The 21371-nt window shown below is 64.3% G+C and carries 24 protein-coding genes and 1 pseudogene; 15 read left to right on the forward strand and 10 right to left on the reverse strand.

Annotation, left to right across the window (positions count from 1 at the left end; translation table 11 throughout):
* Window positions 1–98: 98 nt before the first annotated feature.
* Window positions 99–1835 (forward strand): PAS domain-containing sensor histidine kinase, encoded by a 1737-nt coding sequence (locus FJ423_RS25475; RefSeq protein WP_140845755.1) that lies wholly within the window; start codon window positions 99–101, stop codon window positions 1833–1835.
* A complete protein-coding gene (locus FJ423_RS25480; RefSeq protein WP_140845756.1) occupies window positions 1810–2598 on the forward strand; it encodes a peptidoglycan-binding protein in 789 nt (262 codons plus the stop codon). The genes FJ423_RS25475 and FJ423_RS25480 overlap by 26 nt, the downstream gene beginning before the upstream one ends.
* 20 nt (window positions 2599–2618) lie before the next feature.
* On the opposite strand, the gene FJ423_RS25485 is transcribed toward FJ423_RS25480, so the two are convergent.
* Window positions 2619–2909: a type II toxin-antitoxin system RelE/ParE family toxin gene (locus tag FJ423_RS25485; RefSeq protein WP_095766875.1), complete on the reverse strand. Its 291-nt coding sequence runs from the start codon at window positions 2907–2909 to the stop codon at window positions 2619–2621.
* Window positions 2902–3177, reverse strand: coding sequence for a type II toxin-antitoxin system ParD family antitoxin (locus tag FJ423_RS25490; protein WP_140845757.1), 276 nt, complete (start codon window positions 3175–3177; stop codon window positions 2902–2904). The genes FJ423_RS25485 and FJ423_RS25490 overlap by 8 nt, the downstream gene beginning before the upstream one ends.
* A gap of 123 nt (window positions 3178–3300) precedes the next feature.
* Between FJ423_RS25490 and FJ423_RS25495 the strand changes: the two genes are divergently transcribed.
* Window positions 3301–3648, forward strand: a complete 348-nt coding sequence (locus FJ423_RS25495) for a DUF1491 family protein (RefSeq protein WP_140845758.1) — start codon at window positions 3301–3303, stop codon at window positions 3646–3648.
* A gap of 75 nt (window positions 3649–3723) precedes the next feature.
* Here FJ423_RS25495 and FJ423_RS25500 read toward each other — a convergent pair whose 3' ends face one another.
* The 7 genes from FJ423_RS25500 to FJ423_RS25540 form a co-directional block, all read right to left on the reverse strand.
* A complete protein-coding gene (locus FJ423_RS25500; RefSeq protein WP_140636153.1) occupies window positions 3724–4143 on the reverse strand; it encodes a carboxymuconolactone decarboxylase family protein in 420 nt (139 codons plus the stop codon).
* Complete coding sequence (locus FJ423_RS25505) at window positions 4079–4507, reverse strand: MerR family transcriptional regulator (RefSeq protein WP_140845778.1); 429 nt, start codon at window positions 4505–4507, stop codon at window positions 4079–4081. The genes FJ423_RS25500 and FJ423_RS25505 overlap by 65 nt, the downstream gene beginning before the upstream one ends.
* A 197-nt stretch (window positions 4508–4704) precedes the next feature.
* Entirely contained in the window at window positions 4705–5712 is a 1008-nt protein-coding gene (locus tag FJ423_RS25510) for a DUF2336 domain-containing protein (protein ID WP_140845759.1), read from the reverse strand.
* Window positions 5713–6108: 396 nt separating this feature from the next.
* Window positions 6109–6657, reverse strand: coding sequence for a DUF1254 domain-containing protein (locus tag FJ423_RS25520; RefSeq protein ID WP_140845761.1), 549 nt, complete (start codon window positions 6655–6657; stop codon window positions 6109–6111).
* Window positions 6650–7234 carry a DUF1214 domain-containing protein gene (locus tag FJ423_RS25525; RefSeq protein WP_140845762.1) on the reverse strand — a complete coding sequence of 195 codons (585 nt, stop codon included), beginning with the start codon at window positions 7232–7234 and terminating at the stop codon, window positions 6650–6652. Before FJ423_RS25525 ends, FJ423_RS25520 begins: the two co-directional genes overlap by 8 nt.
* Before the next feature lie 80 nt (window positions 7235–7314).
* Window positions 7315–9474 carry a penicillin-binding protein 1A gene (locus FJ423_RS25530; protein WP_140845763.1) on the reverse strand — a complete coding sequence of 720 codons (2160 nt, stop codon included), beginning with the start codon at window positions 9472–9474 and terminating at the stop codon, window positions 7315–7317.
* 325 nt (window positions 9475–9799) lie between these two features.
* Entirely contained in the window at window positions 9800–10522 is a 723-nt protein-coding gene (locus tag FJ423_RS25540) for a hypothetical protein (RefSeq protein WP_181174896.1), read from the reverse strand.
* A 187-nt stretch (window positions 10523–10709) separates the two neighbouring features.
* On the opposite strand from FJ423_RS25540, the pseudogene FJ423_RS25545 reads away from it, so the two are divergent.
* The 3 genes and pseudogenes from FJ423_RS25545 to FJ423_RS25555 all read left to right on the forward strand — a co-directional run.
* Window positions 10710–10862, forward strand: a pseudogene (locus FJ423_RS25545) (glycine cleavage T C-terminal barrel domain-containing protein); the annotation flags it as partial.
* 12 nt (window positions 10863–10874) lie between these two features.
* On the forward strand, window positions 10875–12428 hold the full coding sequence (locus tag FJ423_RS25550; RefSeq protein ID WP_140845765.1) for a trimethylamine methyltransferase family protein: 1554 nt from the start codon (window positions 10875–10877) through the stop codon (window positions 12426–12428).
* A gap of 141 nt (window positions 12429–12569) precedes the next feature.
* On the forward strand, window positions 12570–12977 hold the full coding sequence (locus FJ423_RS25555; protein WP_095766884.1) for a DUF3168 domain-containing protein: 408 nt from the start codon (window positions 12570–12572) through the stop codon (window positions 12975–12977).
* A 140-nt stretch (window positions 12978–13117) separates the two neighbouring features.
* On the opposite strand, the gene FJ423_RS25560 is transcribed toward FJ423_RS25555, so the two are convergent.
* Window positions 13118–13504 (reverse strand): ester cyclase, encoded by a 387-nt coding sequence (locus FJ423_RS25560; protein WP_140845766.1) that lies wholly within the window; start codon window positions 13502–13504, stop codon window positions 13118–13120.
* Window positions 13505–13719: 215 nt separating this feature from the next.
* Between FJ423_RS25560 and FJ423_RS25565 the strand changes: the two genes are divergently transcribed.
* The 9 genes from FJ423_RS25565 (at window position 13720) to FJ423_RS25600 (ending at window position 20957) form a co-directional block, all read left to right on the forward strand.
* Window positions 13720–14019, forward strand: coding sequence for a hypothetical protein (locus tag FJ423_RS25565; RefSeq protein ID WP_140845767.1), 300 nt, complete (start codon window positions 13720–13722; stop codon window positions 14017–14019).
* Window positions 14020–14083: 64 nt separating this feature from the next.
* Entirely contained in the window at window positions 14084–14749 is a 666-nt protein-coding gene (locus FJ423_RS25570; protein ID WP_140845768.1) for a response regulator transcription factor, read from the forward strand.
* Window positions 14750–14771: 22 nt separating this feature from the next.
* Window positions 14772–16160 (forward strand): ATP-binding protein, encoded by a 1389-nt coding sequence (locus FJ423_RS25575; RefSeq protein ID WP_181174897.1) that lies wholly within the window; start codon window positions 14772–14774, stop codon window positions 16158–16160.
* Window positions 16157–16300 (forward strand): hypothetical protein, encoded by a 144-nt coding sequence (locus FJ423_RS33705; RefSeq protein ID WP_176476990.1) that lies wholly within the window; start codon window positions 16157–16159, stop codon window positions 16298–16300. The genes FJ423_RS25575 and FJ423_RS33705 overlap by 4 nt, the downstream gene beginning before the upstream one ends.
* Window positions 16297–16734, forward strand: coding sequence for a hypothetical protein (locus tag FJ423_RS25580; RefSeq protein ID WP_140845770.1), 438 nt, complete (start codon window positions 16297–16299; stop codon window positions 16732–16734). The genes FJ423_RS33705 and FJ423_RS25580 overlap by 4 nt, the downstream gene beginning before the upstream one ends.
* Window positions 16735–16863: 129 nt before the next feature.
* Window positions 16864–18000 carry a c-type cytochrome biogenesis protein CcmI gene (ccmI, locus tag FJ423_RS25585; protein WP_140845771.1) on the forward strand — a complete coding sequence of 379 codons (1137 nt, stop codon included), beginning with the start codon at window positions 16864–16866 and terminating at the stop codon, window positions 17998–18000.
* 4 nt (window positions 18001–18004) lie between these two features.
* On the forward strand, window positions 18005–18445 hold the full coding sequence (ccmE, locus tag FJ423_RS25590) for a cytochrome c maturation protein CcmE (RefSeq protein ID WP_140845772.1): 441 nt from the start codon (window positions 18005–18007) through the stop codon (window positions 18443–18445).
* Window positions 18446–18510: 65 nt separating this feature from the next.
* Window positions 18511–20496 (forward strand): heme lyase CcmF/NrfE family subunit, encoded by a 1986-nt coding sequence (locus FJ423_RS25595; protein ID WP_140845773.1) that lies wholly within the window; start codon window positions 18511–18513, stop codon window positions 20494–20496.
* On the forward strand, window positions 20493–20957 hold the full coding sequence (locus FJ423_RS25600; RefSeq protein WP_140845774.1) for a cytochrome c-type biogenesis protein: 465 nt from the start codon (window positions 20493–20495) through the stop codon (window positions 20955–20957). Before FJ423_RS25595 ends, FJ423_RS25600 begins: the two co-directional genes overlap by 4 nt.
* Window positions 20958–21371: the final 414 nt, after the last annotated feature.

The raw sequence follows: 21371 nt of genomic DNA on the forward strand, positions 1-21371 counted from the left end.
CAGGCAGGCGTTTTTCACGACCGGGTACGCGTGCGTTGAGTTCTATTTCAGCCAGATACGTTCAATTGCCTGGCGCGGTTTCCGCCGGCTGCGAACGCATGGTTCACCCGACCGTGACGGGTGAGGCGGAACGCCTGCGCCAGCGCCGCTTCATCGGCGTCATGCTCGCCGCGCCCTTCCTTGCCGCGGGCGCCGCGGTTACGCTGGTCACTTCAAGTCTCGGCGCTGCCGTCACGATAGCCGCAATCTTTGCCGCTTTCGGCCTGTGCTGGTTCGCGGCGCTTCTGGTGGCGGCCACCGGCCATATGGCGCTTGCCGGCCGCATGGCGGTCGTGTTGGGTGGGCTTGCCCTAGCCGGCGCTATCGCTGCGGCGGGCGGATTGGCCTCGCCGGCGGCACTCCTTGCGGTCGCATTGCCGGTCGAAAGCTGGTGGGTCTCAGGGTCGCGGCGCGCCGCGCTGACGGGCGCGCTGGCGGCGCTTGCCGCCATCGTGCTGCAGCCCTTTGCCGGGCAGTTGCTGCCGTTCGGCGAGACCGCCGCCTGGCATTGGCTGCTGCCGCTCGCCTGGGCGCTGACGCTGTTGCCGCGGGCCGCCGCCTTCGCCAGCCCGGCCGGCTTAGGGTCGGCGGAGCCTGCCGGCGATCGTCTCGAGGACGTCATCGACGCCGTCGTGCTCCGCCTCGGGCGCCAGGGCGAAGTGGTCGACGCGTCTGCCAAGACGCGTTCAATCCTGAAATTGGCGCCCGAGCTTCTGCTCGGCACCGGCCTGTTCGATCGCGTCCATCTTTCCGACCGCGTCGCATATCTCACCGCTCTGGCCGACATGCGCGAGGGCGCGCCGAAGCGCCGGCTTGATCTGCGCATCCGCTTGCCGCGCGAGGGTTCTGGCGCGGTCGACAATTTCCGCCCGTTCAGCCTCGAGCTGCTGCGCGGCGCAGTCGACCGCGACATCTTCACCCTGGTTCTGCGCGAAAATGACGATGTCGCAGCACTTCGCGAGGAGCTTGCGCAGGCGAGGGAAGCCGCTGCGGCTGCCGAAGTGGCCAAGGGCCGCTTCCTGGCCGTGGTCAGCCACGAGCTGCGCACGCCGCTCAATGCGATCCTCGGCTTTTCCGACATGCTCCTGCATGAGATGTTCGGGCCCTTCAAGGATCCGCGTCAGAAGGAATATGTCGGCCTGGTCAGGGAGTCCGGCCAGCATCTGCTGTCCGTCGTCACCTCGATCCTCGATGTTTCGCGCATCGAGGCGGGCGCCTATGCGACCGAGCTGGAGCCGTTCCGCTTTGTCGAGGCCGTCGACATGTGCCGCTCGATGATGCGACCGCTGGCCGACGCCAAGAGCATAGTTCTTGCCACGCAGATCGCCCCGGATGCGGGCGAGATCAATGCCGACCGCCGGGCGGTCCAGCAGATTCTGATTAATCTCGCCTCGAACGCGGTGAAGTTCACGCCCGATGGCGGCAGCGTTGTGATCGGCGCCAAGCGCGTCGGCTCGCACCTGCATTTCTGGGTGAGCGATACCGGTATCGGCATCGCCGAGGAGGACATGGCCAATCTCGGCAAGCCCTTCATGCAGATCCAGAACGACTACACGCGTCGTTTCGAGGGAACCGGACTCGGCCTGTCGCTGGTCAAGGGCCTGGTGGCGCTGCACGAGGGTACGATGTCGATCGAGAGCGCGCCGGGTGAGGGCACCACGGTGACGATCGGCCTGCCGGTGAACGGGCCGAAGCGGCGATCCGGTGCGCCATCCGGCGTGCTGGCCATGCCGGCGGCCAAGCCGAAGGGGGACGCAAATGGGGAGAGGAATGGCTCGCTCCGCAAAACGGCCTAAGGTGGTCGAACCCGAGCGCGGCGTTCTTGCCGAGGGCGCGGTTGCCATCGGTCAACTGATCGCCAGCAATCCGGTTCTGGTCGGCGGCTCGACCGCTTTTCTGGTGACGCTGTTCTACGTCTCGGCCAATGCGCTCTGGTATCAGCCCTTTCCGCATACCGGCGCGTTCTTCGCCACCCGAAGCATCGAGAACTTCCCGCATACGGTCTCCGACGAGCCGGAGACCACCATCAACATCGTGCGTCAGGCGCCGGCCCAGCCCGCGGCCAAGCCGGATCCGGTCGTCCAGCAGGTGCAGGGCATTCTGAAGGACCTCAACTTCTACGACGGCACGGTCGACGGCCTCACCGGACCGGCCACGCGCAAGGCCATCCAGACCTATCAGCTGAAAGTCGGGCTGCCGGGGTCGGGCGAGATTGACGGCGCGCTGCTCGACCAGCTTGGCGCCCGCCAGACGACGGCGGCCATTCCCCACCCGATGCCGCGGCCGGCCGATGGCGCAGTCGCCGCGTCTGCCAAACCGCAGGTGATCCAGGTCTCCGCTCCGGCCGATGGGGCCACGCAGCCGCCCGACGCCCGCATCGTCAAGATCCAGGCCGGCCTCAAGGCGTTCGGCAATGGCGACATGCAGCTCGACGGCAGGGTCGGCGCCCGCACAAAGGCCGCGATCAAGGAATTCCAGGCCTTGTTCGGACTGCCCGAGACCGGCGAGCCGGACGAGGCCGTCTATGTCAAAATGCGCGAGATCGGCCTGACGAACTGAGCGCCAGCATCGCAAAATTGTTATTCGAGCCAATGCTCGGGGTCCCGCATCCCGTGAACAACAGCTACTGCCAGGATGCCGTAGTCCATGGGCTCGTAGATAACGACATATCGGCCCTCTACGAGGATACGCGCGGTGGTGCTCAACTCTGGCCGGGCGACCCCCATATTGGGATGATTGCAGGCGAGCTCCAGCTTATCGAAGATGCGTCCTAGAAGTCTGTCCGCTGCCTGTTCGTTGTCAGTCGCAATATGGCGCCAGATATTCTTCAGGTCTTGTTCTGCGCGAGGTGTAAGTCGATAGCTAGCCACGTTCCGAGCGCTCGGCCTTCAGGGCGCGAAGAAAGGCGCTGCGATCGATGTCCTTGCCTTCGCCGCTAGCCATCCCTTCGTCATAAGCCTGCTTGAGCTGAGCGAGTTCGAGCACGCGAAGCTCCTCGCGGCGCTCCCACAACCTGAGGGCCTCCCTGACGATTTCGCTGTTCGAGGCGTAGTCGCCGCTCTCGACCGCGTCCTGCAGACGGGCGGCCTGCTTCGGCGTGAGCGATATGGTGAGGGTGCGCATTGCTTGACTTTTCATTGCTCCTTTATAGCGCGCCTCACAAAGCCTAACAAGATTTGTTAGGTAAGGCTCCGACATCCAAGCACTCGCAGGCTTGGGTGAATCTCGCTAAACCACTTGAATGTCATCGAGGACCTTCCCATGCGCGTGACCACCGATCTCTGGGTCTCGGCCCTTGTGCGCCGCGTGTTCGGCGCCGGCGGCTTCGCCGCTGTCGTCAAGCGCGGCGCGACCGAGGCTGGCGCCGTCTTCGTGTTGTCGCGCGGGCGTCTGGGGGAGGTGACCTTCTACGGGCCGGCGCCGCAGACCAGCTACGATTCGGCCAAGCCCGATGAGCGCTTTTTCGCCGTGCTCGGCACGAGCGACGACAGCTCGGCCTTCGATGGGCGGCTGGAGCGGGAGAAAAAATTCGATCCCGACATCTGGGTGGTCGAGATCGAGGGCGGGACCGTTCCCGTCGAAGAGCTTCTTTCGGTGAAGGCCGACTAGGGCGTTTTACCGTCTACGGGAATCACCATGAGAGCACGAGCGCCGGCCGCGGGCCAACGAAGCGCAGAAGGTTCATCACGCCGCTTCCCCGTTCTGGACGGGAAACCGGGCGGCGAAGACTTCTTTGGCCGCAAACAACCCGTTGAGCGCCGCGGGAAAGCCGGCATAAACCGTCATCTGGATGATGGTTTCGACGATTTCGTCCTTGGTCAACCCGACATTGAGCCCCGCCTCGATGTGGACTTTCAGTTGCGGGGTCGCGGTTCCCATCGCTGTCAGCGCCGCGATGGTCGCGATCTCACGGGCGCGCAGATCGAGACCGGGGCGGCTGTAGATGTCGCCAAACGAGAACTCGAACACGTAGTTCGCGAAGTCGGGGGCAATGTCGGCCAGGGCGGCAATGACTTTGTGGCCGGCTTCGCCGTCGATTTCAGCGAGCGCCCGCTTGCCGCGTTCCAGCCGGCTTTCGCCGATGTTCGGGGATTGATGCGTCATAGTCCTTCATCTTCTGTTTCACGCCGGCATATCCGGCGATCTTGGTGTCGAGGACGAGAAGGCAGGCTTGCAGTTTGGCCACATGCGCACGGACACGCTCACGGTGCTGCTTGAGCAGCGCGCCGCGCTCCGCTTCCGTGTCGGCGTCGCGCTCCCGCAAGGCCGCGTAACGCAGCATTTCCCGAATAGGCATCCCGGTCGTTTTGAGCCGGTCGAGAAATTCTATCCAGGTCAGGATTGATGCGTCGTAGTCACGTTGGCCCGATTGGTCCCTGTCGGCATGGGGAAGCAGCCCGATCCGCTCATAGTAACGGATTGTGTAGGCAGACAGTCCCGAACGCTTCGCCAGCTCGCCAATCTTCATCAATGCCATTCTTTCGTCACGACGCCCAGAAAGCTACGAGTTAGAGCGCACTCTAAGTCAAGAGGCGTTGTTACTTTGTCGTGTCGCGGAAATGCCCGGTCTCGCGACGAACATCGGCTCGTTGATTTTAAGATAAAAAACAAACGCTTAAAGCGCGTCGCCACCGGGTTCCTTCAGCGCGAGGCGCTTTAAACCGATCAGGATGCCTTGACGCTGGCACTCGCCGCGTCGCTGTTCGAGGCTGCGCGGCTCTCGATGTCAACCGCATCGGAAGCACTGCCGCGGATCGCCCGCGAAAGCGTCTCGGCCTTCCAGGCACGTACCTTGTCCAGCGCCGTCTCGCGGTGCAGCAGCCGATAGCTGTCGAGGAACAGGCGGATCGCCTGCGGATGCGGGAACTCGCCGGGATAGACCGCGACGGCGATCAGGAAGGCCCTGTCTTCGCTGAGGTCGAGGGCACGCAGCGCCGCAAGCAGCGCGACATAGCCCGATTGCCCGGTCACCGAGCGGGCCGTCGCGAAGTCGATCTCCAGCACATCGGCCAGCGCGGTCTGGAAGAATGCCAGGTTCCCCGTCAGCGCCGTCTCGCGCAATTTCACATAGGCCGGCTGGCCAAGGAAGGTGTTGACGTCCGCAGCGTCGCCGGTCGGGCGCATCATCGCCCGCAGGCGGCGCCGCGCGTGCTCCGCGGCTTCGCCTGGCGCGGGACGGTCGGTATCCGCCTTGGCCGCCGGCTCGGGTTTCGGCGCAAGCCTGGTGACCGTCTCGGGCGGCCGTGCCTTGACCAGCGTCGGCCTTTCCAGCACGCGGATCAGGTCGGCGATCGTCGGGTTGAGCTCCTTGCGGCGCGCAATGGCGCGCGCATGCGGCAGGCCGTGCCGGCCGATCAGCGCGATGAGGTCGATATCGCTCAGCGCGTTGGAGCGGGTGAGCAGGGGGGCTGCGATCTCGACCGGCTCTTCAGCCAGCCGCCTGACCAGCGCGGCCGGCGCGTAGTCGCATTCGGAAAGGGCGGCAGCGACGTAGCGGCGCGACTCGACCGAGACTTCGTCGAACAGCGGCAGCGTCAGGTCTTCGAGCTGGGCGATCTCTCGGCGCGAGGGACGCGTCAGCGAGCAGAAGGCCGACACGGCGGCGCGGAACAGCCTTTCGGCCTTTCCCGCTTCGGTCCGGATAGCGATTTGCCTGAAATCGGAAGATGACACGGAGGATACGCCCGATACTCGACACAATCCCGAACCGCGCAATCCGGCCGGGCCGGTTTCGCACCTTCAGGAAAACAAACGTCAAATTAGCCGCGATCCGTTAGCGCTCCGTTAACCCTCTAAGCCCCTTAATCAACTTTGGAGGCGTTGCGTTGTGCTCCGGTCAAACCGAGAGGAATGCGCGAACCATGGGCATGGTCCTGTCTTTTGTGCCGCGAGCGGCACCAGTAAATCGAGCAAGTCACGACACCACGACGGCGGCGGCGGTCATCATTTTCCCCGGCGTCCGTTACGAGTTGCATCCGCAGACCGGTGATGCACGGCCCGGCGACAGCGGCTCCGACAGGCCGGGCTCTCCGCCTCCTGCCAAGCCGCATCACTGATCGGGCGCCTTTCTCAGTAGTCCTGCAATTCGCAGGCGCCCTGATCGAGGAAGCGTGACACGATCGGCTTCCAGCTCCCGTCCGGCACAAAGGCGCGGACGACGAAAATGCCTTCCTCGATCGGCGCCTCGACGAAGATCGCGCCCTGCAGATCCTCCGGAAGGTCGCGCCGCACGTCGATCATCTGCGCCGGCGTCAACACCACCGCGTCGAGCTTCTCGCCATTGGCGTTGTGGTCGTTGAAGGAATAGATGTTGTGGCCGTTGCGGTCGTAGACCGAGGCCGACCAGAACGGAACGTCGCCCGGTGCCCTGATCCTGACCAGCCCGTCGGCAAGGTTGAAGCGGCAGGCGGCCGCATAAAACAATGGATCCACCGATTTCACCACCGGCGCGCCGCCGGCCTCAGCGTCTAGCCGCGTCATCTTGTAGAAGTCGGATGCCATCGCCAGGCGCGACCAGGCATCGCGTTCGGAAAATTCCGGCACCAGGAACAGCACAACGATGTGCACGATGCCGGCGCCGAGCAGGCCGAGGATCAGGGCATGCAGCAGTCTACGCATTGCAGCCCACCTTCAGGATGCGCGGCAGTGTCACGTCCGAGAGGCCGGTGCTCGAGGCGATCGGCGTGTCGTAGAAGGTCAGCACGAAATACATCTTGCCGGAGCCGCTGGTCAGCAGCCAGTTTCCGGGCGCCGGGCGGCTGCCGACGGAGATGACGACGGAATTGTCGGGCTGGCGCAGCACTTCGTAGGATTGCAGCGCCGACTGCCTCGGCTTGCCTGTGTCGATCACGCCAAGCGACTGGTCGGCGGCATAGAGCGTCCAGAAGCGGGCGGTCGGGTAACCGCCTTCGATCGTATAGGTGCATTCGCGTTTCAGCGGCTCGCCGGCGTCGTCGCGCTCGGCTACGAAGGCAAGTCCCTCGGCCTGGCCGAGCGCCAGCACGCCCTCGCGTGCCACGCGCGCCTTGGAATAGGGGTCGGCGGCCAGTGTCCCGACTTCCGGGAAAGCGGTCCATTGGCCGATGCGGATCGCGCCCACGCCGTCCTGCGCGTTGAGCGCATACCAGACGCTGTAGCCGCCAAGCCCGATGGCTATGGCAAGCGAAAGCAGCGTCAGGATGGCGTTCTTGAGCATGAGAGCCGCAAACAGAGGAGGTTGCCCGGGATATCGCGGCGCGGGGTGCCGTGGCAAGCCGGCTTCACGCGACGGCCGCCCTAAAGCGCCGAAAGCGTCTCCGGCATGGTGGGCGCAACGAGCGCCGGCGCGGCCTGGAACGCCTTGGTCATGTCCCGTAACGTTTGGCTTGTGCGGCTGGAAAGCACCGGCGGGCGCTCGGCCTCGGCTTGCGCCGCCGCTGCGTCGGCTTCCTTCTTGGCCGCTTCCTCGGCCTTGGCCGCGACCTCCGGATCGACCCAAGGATTGTCGAGACCGGGGATCGGCTTCAGATCGATGTTCTGATGCGCGTAGACCATCAGCCGCTGCCAGACCATCGCCGGCAGCGAGCCGCCTGTCATCTTGTTGGTCGCCGTGAAGTCGTCATTGCCGAGCCAGACGGCGGCTGTGTAATTGCCGGTGAAGCCGACGAACCAGGCGTCGCGGTAGGATTGCGTCGTCCCGGTTTTGCCGGCAACGACGATGTTCGGAAGCTGGGCGCGTCTCGCGGTGCCGATAACCGGCACCGCCGCCAGCATGGTGTTCATGTATTTCAGCGCCTTTTCCGACAGCACGCGGTGCGGTGGCGGCGCGTCCTTGGCCCAGTCATAGACCACGTCGCCGGTGCGGGTGACGAGCTGGGTGATGCCGTGGCGCGAGCCGACGAAACCGTTCTGCGCAAAGACGCTGTAGCCCGTCGCCTGGTCCATCACCGTCATGCCGGATGTGCCGAGCACCATGGTCTTGTGCGCTTCCAGTGGCGATTCCACGCCCATCGATTCGGCCATCGCCTTGATCGGGCCGATGCCGAGGTAATCCTTGGCGAGCCGCACCGGCACCGTGTTGATCGACTTGGCGATCGCCGTGAGCAGCGTCACGTTGCCGGCCGATCCGCCGCTGTAATTGTGCGGCGACCAGCTGCCCCAGCTGATCGCGCCGCCGGAAACCACCGAGTCCGGCGTGAACCCGTGCTCCATCGCTGTGGCGTAGACATAAGGTTTGAAGGATGAACCGGTCTGGCGCAGAGCCTTGGTGGCGCGGTTGAACTGGCTGGTGCCATAATCCCGTCCGCCGACGATGGCGCGCACCGCGCCGTTGGTCTCGATCACCACCACCGCGCCTTCGGTGACATTGTATTCCTTGCCGAACTGGCGAAGATGGAACTCGACCGACTCCTCGGCCGCCTTCTGGATGTTGGCGTCGAAAGTGGTGTGGGCGACCAGCGAGTGCTGGCCGGGCTTGGCGATCTTCTTGACCTCGTCGAAGGCCCAGTCGAGGAAATAATCCGGGCTCTTCTGCTCGCCGCGATCGACGACGTCGGCCGGATGCAGGCGCGCCTGCAGCACCTGGCCCTCGGTCATGAAACCCGCATCGACCAGGTTTGACAGCACGACATTGGCGCGGGCACGGGCCGCGGGCAGGTTGATGTGCGGGGCGTATTTGGTCGGCGCCTTGAACAGGCCGGCCAGCATCGCCGCTTCGGCGAGGCTCAAATCCTTCACGCTCTTGCCGAAATAGAAATCCGCCGCCGCCTCGATGCCGAACGTCCCGCCGCCCATATAGGCGCGGTCGAGATAGAGCTGCAGAATCTCTTTCTTGGACAGGTTCGCTTCCAGCCATAGCGACAGGAAGGCTTCCTTGATCTTGCGCTCCAATGTGCGCTCGTTGGAGAGAAACAGGTTCTTGGCGAGCTGCTGCGTGATGCTGGAGCCGCCCTGGACCACGGAGTTGGCGCGCACATTCTCGAAGATCGCGCGCGACAGGCCGAGGACATCGATGCCGTAATGGTCGAAGAAGCGGCGGTCCTCGGTCGCCAGCACTGCCTTGATGACGATGTCGGGCATCTCGTCGACCGGCACTGAATCGCGCTGGATGATGCCGCGCTGGCCGATCTCGTTGCCGTAGCGATCCAGGAAGGTCACGGCGAAATCGCCCTGGCTGCGCCAGTCGCCGGTGGTGATGTCGAAGGCGGGCATGGCGAGCGCGAGCAGGACCACGAAGCCGCCGGCGCCCATGGTGAACCCTTCGCTCAGCACCTCGATGACCGTGCGGCGCCAGCCATGCACCCGGAAACGGCGGGAAAAAATGGTCGCCGCTTCCCAGAATTCGCGGGCCTTGAAGCCGATCTCGTAGAGCGAGCTATCGAACCAAGCGTCGACGCCGAGCAGCGCCGAAGCGATGCGGCCTCTTCTCTTCTTGCGTGGTTTCGAAGGACTTGCCATTCCGACTTCCGCCCCAACGCGCTTTCGCCCGAAAACAGCATGCGGGCAGTTTCAGGGTGGCACCCTGTCAAACTATTTGACCATTTTATCACCGCTCACAAGGGCAGCGAAGCCACAGCACCAGCTTTGTTGATCGGAGGTGTGCTGGCCGTCAACGGCCGATCGAAATCACCGCGCTGCGATCAATCGCATAAGATGCACCGCATCCGCCTCGGTCGGTTCCTGGCCGATGAAGGAGCGCAGATAGGCGGCGAGATGGCTGACGCGCGCCTTGCCGCATCGAGGCGTCTGTCACGCGAGGTTGGCCCATTCTTACCGCGCAAATTCATAGACTTGCACGATTATGCTCCGGGGTGCTCTCGACCCGTTCATCTGAACGGCCGGCGCCACGGGAGGCAGCTGTGGTGCTTGGGAACCGCACGTCCAGCATATGTTCGACAGCATTCCATCTAGCCTCTTGGTATCGACGAAGGGCGAAGACGCTGACGGCGAATACCAACATGCCAATTCCGGTTGCCGGAATGATACCCAGGACTGCGACGGCTTTCGCCAGCACGCCGGCGAAGACACCTGCAATGACACTGGCGACGACGCTCACCATCCCCGCTGTGCTCATGAATGACTGCCAGTGCGAGGAGCGAAGGGCTTTGCTGACGAGCAATGCCTCGTCGTCGTCGTGACGGGAGTGGATCAAGTATTTCTCCACGCCTGGAGCCGTCTCCACGAAATAGTGCCGGATGCGAGCCATGCCACGTGCGAGGACCATGTCCTCGATTGCGACTTGGACCGCCCGAACGAAGGTGACGATACCGATGAAATACAGGCAGGGAAGCAGGATCAGACTGAAAAAAACGAATGGCTGCCCCATGCGCGTTACTTGAGCGACGAATGCCAGCGCGACGGTCGCGCTGGAAACGGTGGTCAGGAAAAGGTCTGCGCGCGAATTGGCTTCCTGGATGGTGGCCGACCGCGCCGTCTGCAACACGAAATGTTCGGTCGTGAGGCATTGCAGGGTTTGATCGCTGGTTTTGTCCTGGCCCGTCGTCATTGGATGCCGTCAACTCGCTGCCTTGAAATGACGCGGCTTTGTGATGCACCTTGAACTGAAACAATCTTTAATTGTTCCAAAATGCATCCGATTCTTCGTTTCGTAAGGTCGCGAGACGTGGGTGTCCGACGATCGTCGGCTTGAACGAACAGATAGGAACCTCAGTGCCGGCAGGGTGCGTTGCTGCACGGTCGCTAAGAGCGTCGCCCTGGCGTTGCTCGATGACGGTTTAGCCGGGGAGGGGACCGAGCTTTCCGTACACATTGTCGGGGTCGAACGGCCAGCGCGCGTCATAGCGGCCTCGCCCTACGACGCCGAAGGCAGGGCGATGCGGCAATGAGGAGGAACCGCCATGATTGACGAGGCCGCACGTGATCTCAGGCGCGAGCGCCGGCGGGGACGCACCGGCGAGGCGGGCAGCGAATCGAGCCGGCACCCGAACTACCGGTCGCTGAAGAACCCCTTCCTGCCGCAGCCGATCTTTTCCGACGACCAGGTCGCGAACATCCACCATACCGCGCTGCGCGTGCTGGAAGAGCTCGGCATCAAGGTGCTGCTGCCCGAGGCCCGCGCCATCTACGCCAAGGCCGGCGCTTTGGTCGACGAAGACAGCCAGATGGTCAGGATCGGCCGCGACATGGTCGAGGCAGCACTTGCCTCGGCGCCGCGCTCCATTCCGGCACTCGGCGGCGATCGCTCGCGCGACCTGACGCTCGAGCTCGGCTCGATGGCCTTCCTGGCCGGCTCCGGTGCTCCCAATGTCACCGATCTCGAGCGGGGACGCCGGCCGGGCACGCTCCAGGTCTTCGAAGAATTCATGAAGCTGATCCAGCATTTCGATGTGTTGCACATGCTCGGACCCTGCGTCGAGCCGCAGGACATCGACAACCGCTTGCGCCACTATGCCGTCAACCGCGCGCAACTGACACTGTCGGACAAGTTCCCCTTTATCTTCGCGCGCGGCACGCCGCAGGTCGAGGACGGCTTCGAGATGATCCGCCTGGCGCGCGGCCTCTCGCAGGACGAGTTCCGCGCCGGTGCCTATTGCTACACCGTCATCAACACCAACTCGCCGCGCCAGCTGGATATCCCGATGGCGCAAGGCATCATCGACTTCGCCGAGGCCGGTCAGGTCCTGGTCATCACGCCTTTCTGCTTGGCGGGCGCGATGGCGCCGATCACGGTCGCCGGCGCGCTGACCTTGCAGCATGCCGAGGCGCTCGCCGGATTGACGCTGGCCCAGATCGTGCGGCCTGGCGCGCCGGTGGTCTATGGCTCCTTCTCGTCCAATGTCGACATGAAATCCGGCGCTCCGGCCTTCGGCACGCCGGAGCACGTCAAGGCGACGCTTGGGGCGGGGCAGCTAGCTCGCCACATCGGCCTGCCCTGGCGCTCCGGCGGCGGCAGCGCCGCCAATGTCTCCGATGCGCAGGCCGCGCACGAGACCCAGTTCGCGCTGTGGGGCTCGGTGCTGGCCGGCGCCACCGTCTGCATCCACGCCGCCGGCTGGCTGGAAGGCGGTCTTAGCGTCTCGCTGGAAAAGCTGATCACCGACGTCGAGGCGCTGCAGACGGTCGCCGAGCTTTGCGCCACGACACCGGGCGACGAGGATGCAATTGGCTTCGAAGCGATTGCCGAAGTGCAACCCGGAGGTCACTTCTTCTCGGCCGCCCACACCATGACGCGCTACCGCAGCGCCTTCTACGAGCCGCTGGTGGCCGACTGGTCGAACTTCGGCAATTGGACGCAGGCTGGCGGCAAGACAGCCACGGAGCGCGCGACCAGCATATGGAAGCGGATTGTCGCCGACTTCCAGCCGCCGGCCACCGCTGCCGCCGCCGCGGGAGTGCTCGACGAGTTCATTGCCAGGCGCACCGAAGAAGGCGGCGCGGCTCCGGTCTCATGATTTGACTAAAACATAATAAATTCTAGACCTTCGCCCTTCACGCTATACTCAAATCGATTTGCGATCTGGCATCGGATCGCGAGCGCGGCTACGCTGCCGGAATTGGCTGCGGCGCGGAGACATGTTGGCGATGGACTGTAGATGACGGCGCCTGGCGATTTGATGCAGGCCTTGTTCCTGAGGCTGAAGACCGATGAGTCGCTGTCGGCGCTGCTTGGCGGCGCGGGCCTGCTCGAGCAGGCGAGCGACAAGGCCGCCTTTCCGCACGTCACATACGGCCGCACCAGCGCCTTCGACCTCGAGACCGGCGTCGACAACGACAATGACCAGCTGGTCACCTTGCACGTCTGGTCGAAAGCCCAGGGCGAAGCCGAGACACGCCTCATCATGGACAGCATCAAGGCGAGCCTCGATGGCGCGGCGCTGTCCATTGGCCCGCGCGGCCAGACGCGCCTATCCCTGGAATTCGCCGAGGCGCGCTATGACGAGGATCTTGCGGTCTATCATGGATTGCTGCGCTTTCGCGCGTTGACCCAGGAGAATGCATAGGGTGTGTTGAGATTCAGGTCAGGCCGGGTCGAAAATGATCGCTTCCGAGAACCGGTGCGGAGCGTACTTAAAGTACGTGAGCACCGGAAGCGCAGAAAGCCGGCATTTGCAGGCCAGCCTCACCTGAACATCGATACACCCTAAAGCTGCGCCTGGATCGCGGCCTTGTCGATGACCGACCAGACCTCCCTTATGCGGCTGTCGTGGAATTCGTAGAACACGTTCTCGGCGAAAGAAACCCGCCTGCCGTGGACCGGCAGGCCGAACAGCACGCCTTTGGGATGGCAGTCGAAATGCAGGCGCGCCGCCACGCGCGGCGGCTCCGAGATCAGAAGCTCGACGTTGAAGCGCAGGTCGGGAATGGCCTCGAAATCGCCTTCCAGCATGCGCCGATACCCCGACAGCCCGATCGTCTCGCCATTATACTGCACCTCCTCGCCGACGAACCGGCCGAGATTGCCCCAGTCCTGCTCGTTAAGGCAGACGATGTAGCCCCGGTAGAGATCGGCAATATCCTCACGCGTCATCGCATCCTCCCATGGCCGTCCGGCGTTTCTACACTAGGTAGCGCGGGGCGCGGAATCGGCAGGCCGAAAAGCGTAGGGACCGACTGATTTTCCGGCTATGAATTTGCACCCGGGCTTGAGGGAGCGTTGGCGTCCATAGGGGGTGTGGCGGGCATGGATTTTCGATCGTTCACCGTTCATTTCACGTTCAGCCCATATGCGTTAGAACCGTGATCATGAAAAAGTTTGGCCCTCATCTCCGCAAAGCAGTGCTGGCGCTTGCCGCAGCCGGCCTCTTTGCGTCGCAGGCGATTGCCCTGCCGGTCACCGAGCCGTCGGTCGATCGGCCGGTGGTGTTCGCCGCCAGCGATTGCTACGCCATCGGCCAGCAGGTCGCCGCGCAGAATGGCGGCACGCTGGCCAAGGCCTCGCAGGCGACGCGGGGCGGCCAGCAAGTCTGCGTCATCGTCGTTCTGGTTCCCGGCAAGGAAGGCCAGCGTCCCCGCCGCTCGGAAATCGTCGTTCCGATGGGCTAACCCTGTCGTTTCCCAGGCTGGCGGAATCGGCCTATAGGTCAACCCAACAACAGGCTTCAACCCCATGCGCGTGCTCGTCGTCGAGGATGACAAGAATCTCAACCGGCAACTGGCCGACGCGCTGGTCGATGCCGGCTATGTGGTCGACCGCGCTTATGACGGCGAGGAGGGGCACTTCCTCGGCGACACTGAGCCTTACGATGCTGTCGTCCTCGATATTGGCCTGCCGCAGATGGACGGCATCAGCGTCGTCGAGCGCTGGCGCCGCGGCGGCCGCAAGATGCCGGTGCTGATCCTGACCGCGCGCGACCGCTGGAGCGACAAGGTGGCCGGCATTGACGCCGGCGCCGACGATTATGTGACCAAACCCTTCCACATCGAGGAGGTGCTGGCGCGGGTGCGGGCGCTGATCCGCCGCGCGGCCGGCCATGCCTCGTCGGAACTCACCTGCGGGCCGTTGCGCCTGGACACCAAGGCGTCCAAGGCCGACGTCAACGGCGTGCCGCTCAAGCTCACCTCGCACGAGTTCCGGCTGCTCGCCTATCTGATGCACCATATGGGCGAGGTGGTGTCGCGCACCGAGCTGGTCGAGCATCTCTACGATCAGGATTTCGATCGCGATTCCAACACGATAGAAGTGTTTGTCGGCCGGCTTCGCAAGAAGATGGGCATCGACATGATCGAAACCGTGCGTGGCATGGGCTATCGCATGCGTGAGCCGGAGGCGTGACGCGGAACCGCTGAAGCCAACCATGGAAACGCGGCTTTCGAAGCTGCGGCTCTGGCCGCGCTCGCTGACCTTCCGCGTCATCGCCTTTTCCACCATCTGGGCGATCCTGACTCTGGTCGTCATCTTCACCCTCATCACCACGCTTTACCGCCAGGCCAGCGAGCGCGGCTTCGACAGCCTGCTTTCGGCGCATTTGTTCAACCTGATCGGCTCCGTCGGCATTTCCGACAACGGCGCGCTGACCGGCTCGCCCGACCTCGGCGACCTGCGCTTTTCCGAGCCGAATTCCGGCTGGTACTGGTCGGTGGAGCCTGCCTCCGAAGGCGTGCATGGCGAAATCCATTCCTCCTCGATGACGACCTCGCTCCTGTCGCCGAGCGTCGCGGAGGTCCCGTTCAATGCGAACTTCCAGCGCAGCTACTCGATGGAGGGCATCAAGGGCGAGCGGCTCGAAGTGTTCGAGAGCGAGTTCGTGCTCGACGCCAAGAACCGCGCCGCGCGTTTCCGTGTCATGGGCAATCACAGCGAGCTCGAGCAGGAGATTGCGAGCTTCCAGCGTCGCCTGCTCACCTATCTCTCGCTGTTCGGCGTCGGCATGATCGCCATCAACGCAATCGCCATCCTGTTGGGCTTGCAGCCCTTGCGGCGGGTCCGCAATGCGCTCGCAATGGTGCGCGAGGGCACCGCGCAGCGGCTCGACGGCAGATTCCCGGCCGAGATCGAGCCGCTGGCCAGCGAGACCAATGCGCTGATCGAGAACAACCGGCGCATCGTCGAGCGCTCGCGCACCCAGGTCGGCAACCTTGCCCATTCGCTGAAGACGCCTTTAGCCGTGCTGATCAATGAGGGCCGCGCGCTCGGCGGCGCCAAGGGCCAGTTGATCGCCGAGCAGGCCGCTTCCATGCAGAAACAGGTCGACCACTATCTGCAGCGCGCCCGCGTCGCCGCGCAGCGCGACAGCGTCGTTTTCCGCACGCCGGTTTCGCCGCTGGTCGAGCGCATGGTGCGCGTGTTGCGGAAACTCAATCCGCAAACGAGGCTGACGCTGTCGCTGCCGCCGGCGGAAATCGTCTTTGCCGGCGAGCGCGAGGACCTGGAGGAACTGCTCGGCAACCTGCTCGACAATGCGATGAAATGGGCAAAGAGCGCCGTTGCCGTTTCGGTCGCGCTTGCACCGGGAATGAGCAACATGTTCGAAATCGTTATAGAGGATGATGGCCCGGGCATTCCCGAGGACAGCGCGCGGGAAGTTTTGAAACGTGGCAAGAGACTCGACGAGACGAAGCCGGGAACAGGGCTCGGGCTGGCCATTGTCGCCGACCTCGTCAACGAGTATGGAGGCTCGCTGGCGCTGGAACGGTCCGGCATGGGCGGCTTGAGGGCGGTGGTGGGATTGCGGAGCCTTCAATGATGTTTTTTATCGATTTGCGAGCAGCGGCCGACGGCCAAATTTCCGACAAATATCAACACTATGGCGATGAAAACGTCCTGATGGCGCGCCCCCAGTCCATCCAGTTCCATCCCGCTGAAGAGAACCGGTTGTCGGCATGAAGATTCGCGTCGCGCTCGTTTCCGCCCTGCTCGCCGTTTCCGGCTGCACGACCCTGGGTAAGGGTGGTCCGACCTCTCCCGTCACGCCTGTTTCCACGCCGCCGACCGGCGGCAAGGTGTCGACCGGCATCGTTTCGGCCATGAATGGCGGGCTTATCGGCGGGTCGATCGGTTCGGGCCTCAGCGATGCCGAAAAGCGCAAGGGCCTGGAAGCGGAATACAAGGCGCTGGAATACAACACCAGCGGCCAGAAGGTGACGTGGAAGAGCGACAACTCCTCGCATTATGGCGAGGTCGTCGCCGCCCAGCCTTACAGGGTCGGCTCGCAGGATTGCCGCCAGTACACCCACACCGTCTATACGAGCGGCGCGGGTGTCACCGCACGCGGCACCGCCTGCCGCAATGCCGACGGCAGCTGGACGCCGCTGACCTAGAAAGAAACCCGGCCGGCCCCGTTATTCGGTCGGATTGACCTCGATCAAGGTCGGACGGCCCGTCTGCCGTCAAAGCGTCGCAGTACGTCCGTGTTGGCAGGGCAGGGCTCTGCCTTTATTGGAAGGACCATGCTGTTCTGGGTCATAGCCGCAATCCTCACGCTGGGCGCCAGCCTGGCCGTGCTGTTGCCGCTTACCGGCGGCATGAAAGGCGCGTCGCCGGCCGGCGATCACGATCTCGAAGTCTATCGCGACCAGCTGTCCGAGCTCGACCGCGACATGGCGCGCGGCCTGATCCAGCCCGGGGAGGCCGACGAGGCGCGTGCCGAGATCGGCCGCCGCATCCTCCGTCTGGGCGCGGCCGTGCAGCCGGACGCGGCAATACTCAAGCCTGCGCGCAGCGCCAAGTGGGTCGCCAGCATAGCCGTGCTTGCGGTTCCCCTGCTGAGCTGGGGGCTCTACGGAATGCTCGGCTCTCCCGATCTGCCTTCGCAGCCGCTGGCCGAACGTCTGGCCAAGAACCCGGCCGATGCCTCGGTCGACGAACTGGTCGCCCGCGCCGAAGCCCATCTCGCTGCCAATCCGTCGGACGGCAAGGGCTGGGACGTGCTGGCGCCGATCTATCTTCGGCTGCAGCGCTTTCCCGACGCCGTGACCGCCTATCGCAACGCCATCCGCCTCGACGGCGACAGCGCCGTGCGCCAGTCGGGTCTCGGCGAAGCGATCGCCAACGCTGCCGGCGGCATCGTTTCGGCAGACGCCCAAAAAGCCTTCGAGGCGGCCCTGAAGCTCGATCCGTCCAACGCCAAGGCGAATTTCTACCTGGCGGTGGGCCTGGCACAGGAAGGCAAGAAGGCCGATGCCGTCGCCGCCTGGCAAAAGATGCTCGGCCAGCTCGCGCCGGATTCGCCCTGGCGCAGCGCCGTCCGGCAGGCGCTTGCCGAGGCGGGAGGTCCGGCTGTCGCCGATGCAGCGCCGGCTAACGGCCCCGACGCGCAGCAGGTGGAAGCCGCGCAACAGATGTCGCCGCAGGACCGGCAGGCGATGATCGAGACCATGGTCGCCGGTCTCGACGACAAATTGAAGCAGAATCCCCGCGACGAGGAAGGATGGATGCGGCTCATCCGTTCCTATGTCGTGCTTGGCAAGGCCGACCAGGCGCGCGACGCGCTCGGCCGCGCTGTCGCCGCCTTTGGTGCCGACAGTGAACAGGCCAAGAAATTCACCGCCTTCGCCGCCTCGCTCGGCGTGACGGCGACGGAGTAAGGCAATGACGCGCAAGCAGAAGCGGATGTCGGTGATCCTGGCGGGGCTGGCTTTCCTCGGCGCCGCTGCCGGGCTCACCTTCTATGCGCTGGGACAGAAGGCCTCCTATTTCTACATGCCGGCCGACCTCGCCACGGCAAGCGTGCCGCCCGGACAGCGGATCCGGCTCGGCGGCCTCGTCGAGAAGGGCACCATCATGCGCGGGCAAGGCGCCACCGTCGCCTTCTCCGTCACCGACAAGCAGAAGTCGGTCAAGGTCACCTATACCGGCATCTTGCCCGATCTGTTCCGCGAGGAGCAGGGCGTCATCACCGAGGGCGCTTTCGGCCCGGACGGTGTGTTCGTCGCCGACAGCGTGCTGGCCAAGCATGACGAGCGCTACATGCCCAAGGAAGTCGCCGACGGCCTGAAGGCCAAGGGTGTTTGGCAGGAAAGCACGAACTGATGAGCTGGTTCCGCAAAAGTGCCATGCGGTTTTGCGATCAGAACCTGCGAGAGAACAGGTAACCAATGGTTGAGACCGGACACTTCGCTCTTGTCCTCGCCTTCGCGCTGTCGCTGGTGCAGATGCTGGTGCCGCTCGTCGGCGCCCGCACCGGCAGCCAGCGCCTGATGGCGGTTGGCGGTCCGGTCACGGTCACCGGCTTCGCATTGACCGCGTTGTCCTTCGCCGCCCTTGCAAGCGCCTATGCCGGCTCGGACTTCTCGGTGGCGAGCGTTTGGGAGAACTCCCATTCGCTGCAGCCGATGATCTACAAGATCACCGGCACTTGGGGGAATCACGAAGGCTCGATGCTGCTTTGGGTGCTGATCCTGACCTTCTTCGGGGCGCTCGTCGCCGTCTTCGGCAACAATCTGCCCTCGACGCTCAAGGCCAATGTGCTGGCCGTGCAAGGCATGATCGGCGCCGCCTTCTTCCTGTTCATCCTGGCGACATCCAACCCGTTCATCCGCCTCAATCCGGCGCCGATCGAGGGCCGCGACCTCAACCCGATCCTGCAGGATCTCGGCCTCGCGATCCACCCGCCGATGCTTTATCTCGGCTATGTCGGCTTCTCGATCTGCTTCTCTTTCTCGGTCGCGGCGCTGATCGAGGGGCGCATCGACGCCTCCTGGGCACGCTGGGTGCGGCCCTGGACGCTGGTCGCCTGGATGTTTTTGACCGGCGGCATCGCCATGGGTTCCTACTGGGCTTATTACGAGCTCGGCTGGGGTGGCTTCTGGTTCTGGGACCCGGTCGAGAACGCTTCCTTCATGCCCTGGCTCGCCGGCACCGCGCTGCTCCATTCGGCCATCGTCATGGAGAAGCGCTCGGCGCTGAAGATCTGGACACTGCTCTTGGCTATCCTGACCTTCTCGCTGTCGCTGCTCGGCACCTTCCTGGTGCGTTCCGGCGTGCTGACCTCCGTGCACGCCTTCGCCACCGATCCGGCGCGCGGCGTCTTCATCCTGTGCATCCTGACGCTGTTCATCGGCGGCTCGCTGGCGCTGTTTGCGCTGCGCGCCTCGCGGCTGACGGCGGGCGGCCTGTTCCATCCGATCTCGCGTGAGGGCGCGCTGGTGCTGAACAACCTGTTCCTCACCACCGCCACGGCAACGGTGTTGGTCGGCACGCTCTACCCGCTGGCGCTGGAGGCGCTGACCGGCGGCAAGATCTCGGTCGGCGCGCCGTTCTTCGATCTGACCTTCGGCCCGCTGATGCTGCCGCTATTGGCGATCGTCCCGTTCGGCCCCTTGCTCGCCTGGAAGCGCGGCGACGTCATTGCCGCCTCGCAGCGGCTGATGGCGGCCTTCGCTTTGGCGATCGCCGCGATGCTCGTCACCGGCCTGTTCATCGACGGCGCCTCGGTCTTCGCAGCGCTCGGCGTCGGTCTTGCCGTCTGGCTGGTCGTCGGCGCGCTGACCGATCTTGCCGTCAAATCCGGTTTCGGCGCCGTGCCGCCGGCAATCATGCTGCGGCGCTTCGCCGGCCTGCCGCGCTCCGTCTTCGGCACGGCATTGGCCCATCTCGGCCTCGGGCTGACCTTGCTCGGCATCGTCGGCACGCTCTGCTTCGGCACGGAGAAAATCCTCAGCATGCATCCCGGCGAGACGGTGGAACTCTCCGGCCACACGCTGCGCTTCGAAGGGCTCTCCCCGCGGAAAGGTCCGAACTTCACCGAGGATCGCGGCCGCTTCCTGCTGATGGGCGCCGACGGCAACGCCGATGGCATGATTACCTCCGCAAAACGCTTCTATCCGGTGCGCCAGACGGTGACGACGGAGTCCGGCATCAGGACGATCGGCTTGAGCCAACTTTATCTGTCGCTCGGCGACGAGAACAATGACGGCTCCGTCGTCGTGCGCCTCTGGTGGAAGCCGCTGGTGACGCTGATCTGGGGCGGCGGGCTGGTGATGATGGCCGGCGCAGCCATGTCGCTGCTCGACCGTCGCCTGCGCATCGGCGCGCCGGCAAAGCGGCGCAAGCCTGCGATAGCGGCAGCGGCCTCGCCATGAACGCAAGATTTTCGCTCGCCTCGCTGGCCCTGCTGCTGGCGCTGTTCTTCGCCGGCGCAGCTCAGGCGGTAAGGCCTGACGAGGTGCTGCAGGATCCCGCATTGGAGGTGAGGGCGCGGGCGCTGTCCGAAGGCCTGCGCTGCATGGTCTGCCAGAACCAGTCGATCGACGAATCCGACGCCGATCTTGCTCGCGACCTGCGCATCCTCGTGCGCCAGCGCCTCGTCGCCGGCGACACCGACCAGCAGGTGATGGATTATATCGTCTCGCGCTATGGCGAGTTCGTGCTCTTGAAGCCGCGCTTCAGCCTGCGCAACGCGCTTTTGTGGGGCACCCCGGTGTTTCTGCTTCTGGCCGGCGGCCTGTTCATCGTGCTCAGCGCCCGCTCGCGCCGAACTGTGCCGGACAGCACCCTGAGCGCCGAGGAACAGGCGGCGCTGGATAAGATGCTGCGCGAGTAGCGCCATCGCCGTGCTTGGCGATTGACCGCAACCGCCCTCGGCTATCCCGCGCTTGATGTCTTCAATCATCTTGGTTTCCCAATCGACTGATACTCGAGTTCGGTTGCTGTGGCCTGTGGTCATTTGAAACCTCGTGATCGCATGCATCGTCGCCAATCCTCAACATTACAAAACTTTCATGTACCGGAAATGGCCCCGTAATGTGCGGCTCTCTAATCCTCTTGCCCGAGGATGCTTCGCCTGAGTGCATCCACGTCGATAGAGGATAGGAAACCCCATGAATAATGCCCCCAATTCATTTGCCTCCACCCGCAAGCGCCTGATGGCGGCTGCAGCGTCCCTGGCCGTTATCGGTGCGGTCGGCGCGGGCGCGCTTGCCACCGGCACCGCCCCCGTGCTGGCCGATGCCGTGCG

The sequence above is a fragment of the Mesorhizobium sp. B2-8-9 genome (genome assembly GCF_006439475.1).
Lineage (GTDB): Bacteria > Pseudomonadota > Alphaproteobacteria > Rhizobiales > Rhizobiaceae > Mesorhizobium.